Source organism: Protofrankia sp. CiP1_Cm_nod3 (assembly GCF_982290655.1).
The window spans coordinates 1-5073 of record NZ_CEVIVD010000223.1; the positions used below are offsets into that span (position 1 = coordinate 1).

3 protein-coding genes are annotated in these 5073 nt (G+C 73.4%); 1 reads left to right on the plus strand and 2 read right to left on the minus strand.

Annotated features, from left to right (window positions below; all coding sequences use genetic code 11):
• Positions 1-2663 (minus strand): DUF6049 family protein (locus AC5LUJ_RS23130; protein ID WP_493465764.1); only part of this gene is annotated, 2663 nt, incomplete at its 3' end.
• A 38-nt stretch (positions 2664-2701) separates the two neighbouring features.
• The gene (locus tag AC5LUJ_RS23135; protein WP_250287384.1) at positions 2702-3127 is read right to left on the minus strand and encodes an NUDIX hydrolase; all 426 of its coding nucleotides are present in this window, start codon (positions 3125-3127) and stop codon (positions 2702-2704) included.
• Between the two features lie 400 nt (positions 3128-3527).
• Between AC5LUJ_RS23135 and AC5LUJ_RS23140 the strand changes: the two genes are divergently transcribed.
• On the plus strand, positions 3528-5073 hold a 1546-nt coding region (locus tag AC5LUJ_RS23140), incomplete at its 3' end, for a CCA tRNA nucleotidyltransferase (protein ID WP_493465765.1).

Genomic DNA, 5073 nt, shown 5'->3' on the forward strand with positions numbered 1-5073 from the left:
AGCCCGGACGACCCGGAAAGCCCGGACGGCCCGGAAAGCCCGGACGAGCCGGAAAGCCCGGACGAGCCGGAAAGCCCGGACAGCCCGGGCCGCGTGGACAGCCCGACCGTCCCGGTGGCCCCGGTCGCCCGCGGTGTCTCGGCCAGGACGGGCCCACCGCCCGGCGGGGCCGGTCCGGTTCGTGCGGACGCCGCGGTGGGCGTCCGCACGCGCAACGTCCGCAGCCGACGGGCCAGCCGGAGCAGCACCGCGAACACCAGAACCGCCAGCGCCCCTCCCGTTATCGCCACCGCTATCACGCCGAAGACCGTGGACTTCACCAGGATCCGCACCGGCGGCGCGGCTGACAGCGGCTTGCCGGCCGGGGTGAGGATCGTGACATCGACGGGGAACGTTCCGGCACCTTCGGCATCGACCTCGATCTCCACCTGCACCTTCTGCAGAGGTGGCACCGTGAGTTTAACCTGGGTCGCTGATCGTAGCCGGGCTCGGTCGGTCGAGGACAGGGAGAGCAGCACGTTGATGATGACCTCGGTGTTGTTCTCGAGCGTGACCGGAACCGTCCCGTGTTTGCCGGTCAGTGACACACTGCGTGAGGCGACCACCCGGATGCCGTCCCGCAGCGCCTGTACCTCGCCGGCGACACCCGTGCCCAGCTCGTCGGCACCGGCCGTGCCGGCGGCGCCCGCCCGCCAGGCCACCGACTCGGACGACGTGAGCGTGTTCTCCATCGCGTCGATGCCCGCGGCGGCGCAGTTGCGCACGCCGGCGGCGCCCGAGTCCGGCGGGCACAGGACGGACTTCAGCGCGTGGATCTGGCCGCGCAGGTCCTCGGCTGCGATCACTCGGGAGACCGGCAGCTCGGCTGCGAGGGCCCAGCCGGGGTAGGCCAGCCGGCCGCGTTCGTCGGCCGGGGCAGCCTGCCCCGCCGGGTTGCTTCCCGCCGGGTTGCTTCCCGTGGAGCCGGTTCCCGCGGCGGCGGTCTGCGCCGCCGGTGTCGACGGCAGCGCGGCCGGCCGGGAGAACGGCGTGGACAGGCCGCCCATGAGCATCTGCACCCAGCCGGCCGGCGGGTCCCAGTAACGCGGCAGCGCGATCGTCTGGGGGCGGGCCAGCCCCGGCCGCTCGGCGGTGATCATCGCTATTTCGGCCAGGAGGCCCTGGAACGACTCCGCCTGGGTCGGCGAGCCGGCCTCACCGGTCCCGCCGGCGGGACCGGCCGCCAGCACCCCGAGCGGCTGGTCGGCGGCCAGCACCCGCACGACGCCACCGGATGTCGGGATCCCGGTGGCGCTCGCGGGGGTGTAGGTCTTCTCCGGGTCCTTCGGCGGCAGCAGGCGGGAGTCCGCGATCACGGTCGTGACGCCCATGCGGCGCAGCAGGTCGAGGGTGGGGGCGTCGACGAGCCCGTCGCCGGGGTAGGCGATCGTCGCGTCTGGGCCGCGGCCGGTCGCGTTCGCGATGACGGTCCGGCCGGTCAGCAGCGCCACCAGGATGCTGTGGAACTCCTGGGCGCGGGTCAGCGCCACCACGTCGACGTCCCCGTAGGGCAGAGCGAAGATCGTTCCGCCGGCGTCCGCGAACGCCTTCAGCTTCGTCAGGAAGGCCGCCGCGTCCCGGACCGCCCGCCGGGGGCTGGGACCGGACGGTGTGGCCACCTCGTACGGGCCGCTGGAGATGATCTGAAGTGTCTGGACGAGGAGCGGGTCGACCGCGAGGGCGACGGGTGGCGCCGGCCGGCCGTCGCTCGGCGTGACGGCGTCCAGCAGCCGGTTCAGCCGGCCGCCGGGGGCCACCAGTTCGGTCAGGCCGTCGTCGGTGAGCCGGCCGTCGGCGCGCAGCCGCGGCACCTCCGCCAGCGGCAGTACGACCGAGACCGGCGTGGGGGCGGTCACCGCGGCCGGCACCCAGATCAGGGAGGAGTAGGTCGTCCCGACGACCTGGCGCTGGCCGCCGACGACGCCGGACGCGGTGAGGCGCAACGGGTAGATCCGCAGTGCGGCCGGCAGGCCCAGCCCCGTCAGCCGCGCGTCCACGGTGAACGTGGCCGGCAGTGCTCCCGGCACGAGCCTGCTCGCCACCGGCCTGGACACCACCGTGGTCGGATAGTTCAGTGTGGCCGCGGCGGCCGGGTTCTCACGCAGGTTCGCCAGTTCCCTGCGGCTGGACACCGCGCGCGCCAGCTCAGCCCGTATCTCCACACCGGAGATCTGTTCGGTGCCGGTGAGCTCCAGATGACCGGTGACGGTCAGTGGCAGCTGTGGGCCGGCAACGGCGGACAGCCCGTCGAGCGCCACCCGGACCGGCCGGGCGACGCCGGTGGCCACGGCCGTGGTGACCCGGCCCGCCGTGGCGGACTGGACCACCAGAGCGGACTGGACCGCCGTGGCGGACCGCTCGGTGGGCTGGACCATCCCACCGGACTGGGTGGACCGGGCCCCTCCGGCGGGCCGCGGCCGTAGCCCACCGGAGGGGCCCGTGGCGTCCGCTGGGCCCGCGAGCTCCGCCGAGCCCGTGGGCCCAGCCGAATCCACAGGTCCGGCCTGGTCTGTGGACGAACCTGTGGATACACGCGTGGAACTTGTGGACGACGGGCCGGCCCGGGCGTGGGCCATCGTGCTCAGCAGCAAAAATATCACCGACAGTATGATTACGGCTACCATAGCGGTACGCCGCGCCGCCGGACGCGCCTGGCCGGCTGTCACACGCTGTCCGTGAGAATGGCCGGCACCCGGCGCAGGAGGCCGCGCTCGTCCGCATAGGCGAGCCGGCGCGGAACCTCGGCCAGCGGCACCCACGCGACCTCGGCGACCTCGACGTCGACGTCCGAGAGCTCCCCGGTCGTGCGAAGCAGGAGATAGTGGTGGACGGTCTTGTGCACGCGCGTCCGTCCGGTGACGAACCAGAAGTCGATCATGCCGAGCCGGCCGAGTACCCGTCCGGTCACACCAGTCTCCTCCGCCACCTCCCGGACCGCTGTCTGTTCCGCTGTCTCCCCGTTCTCGACGTGGCCCTTCGGTAACGACCACAGCAGACGGCCATTCCGGTCACGGCGTGCTATCAGCGCCGCATTGGCCATTTCCGAACGGTCGTCCAACACCAGCCCACCCGCCGAAGTCTCCTCCACCTGGCGCAACCGCCGCCGAGGGGATGCCGGGAACGGGGCCATGGGCTGATCGTACGAGCCTTGCGCGCCGCTTCTCCCAGCATGCGCCCGTAGCCTGTCCGCTGGTGGCGGCCCCGGCAACGAACGGTAAACGCCAAAGCCCACCGTGCCCCGGCCGCTCACAACCCGGGCGCGCGTCCCCCTGGCGTCCAGGCCACGCTCTTGTCGCTCTTGTCGGCCCCCGCGCCAGGCGGCGCCGACGGAACCGCGAGCGGGATTCACACCAGGCCGCCCGTACCCGGGCGCTCGACCAGGCAACCTCGGCCGCCCGCACCAGGCCGCCGGACGGCCGTGGGCCGCCGAACGGCTGAACGACCATGGGCGTTCGCGCCCTGGCCGCCTATACCCTGGGGCGGTGTCGGTGATCTGCTTGGACAATCCACGTGACTCCGCGGAACGGGCGGTGAGCGCCCTGCTCAAGGTGCCACCCGCGGCGGACGCTCTCGGACGGGTCTTCGCGAACGCCGGCTACAGCCTGTATCTGGTCGGTGGGTCCGTCCGGGACGCTCTGCTGGGCCGTTCCGACCCGTCCGGCGCCGACCTCGACTTCGCCACGAACGCCCGCCCCGAACAGATTCTGGACATCACCCGCGGCTGGGCGGACGGGGTCTGGGAGGCGGGGATCGCGTTCGGCACCGTCGGGCTGATCCGGTCCGGGGTGCGCTTCGAGGTCACCACCTACCGGACCGAGGCGTACGACCGCACCTCGCGCAACCCGGCGGTCGCCTACGGCGACACCCTCGAGGGTGATCTCGTCCGCCGTGACTTCACCGTCAACGCCATGGCGGTGTCCGTGCCCGGCCACGAGTTCGTCGACCTCTTCGGCGGCCTGGGCGACCTCGCCCGCAAGGTGCTGCGCACACCCGGCCCCCCCGAGGCGTCCTTCGACGACGACCCGCTGCGCATCCTGCGCGCGGCCCGCTTCGAGGCCCAGCTCGGCCTGGTCCCGGTGCCCGAACTGGTCGCGGCGATGCGTTCCAGGACACCCCGGCTGAAGATCGTCTCGGTCGAGCGCATCCGGGACGAGCTGCGCAAACTCATGGTCGCGGTCGACCCCGTCGCCGGGCTCGCCCGGCTGGTGGACGTCGGCGTCGCCGACATCGTCCTGCCCGAGCTGCCCGCGCTGCGGATGGAGATCGACGAGCACCACCAGCACAAGGACGTCTACGCCCACACCCTGACCGTGCTGCGCCAGGCCATCGCCCTGGAGGACCCGCCGCCCGGCGGCGGGCCGGCTGCCCTGGAGGACCCGCCGCCCGGCGGCGGGCCGGCTGCCCTGGAGGACCCGCCGCCCGGCGGCGGGCCGGACGAGGTGCTGCGCTGGGCCGCCCTGCTGCATGACATCGGCAAGCCGCGGACCCGCCGGCACGTCCCCGGCGGCGGCGTCTCCTTCCACCACCACGAGGTGGTCGGGCGCGACATGACCCGTAAGCGCCTGGCGGCGCTGCGCTTCCCCAAGGACGTCGCGGACGCGATCACCTTGCTGGTGTTCCTGCACCTGCGCTTCCACGGCTACGGGCGCGGGGAGTGGACGGACGCGGCGGTGCGCCGGTACGTCCACGACGCCGGGCCGCAGCTGTCCCGGCTGCACAAGCTCGTCCGCTCGGACTGCACGACACGCAACCGGCGCAAGGCCGAGGCGCTGGCCGCCACGTACGACGCGCTGGAGGAGCGGATCGCCCAGCTGGCCGAGCAGGAGGAGATCGCCGCGATCCGCCCGGAGCTGTCCGGGGACGACATCATGGCCCTGCTGGGCCTGGCCCCCGGCCGGCTGGTGGGGCAGGCCCGGGCGCACATGCTCGACTTCCGTTTCGAGGCGGGCCTGGTCGGGCGAGAGGCGGCCGAGGCGGAGCTGTTCCGCTGGGCCCGCGCGAACAACGTCCCCATCCCCGGCGAGCCCCCCGCAC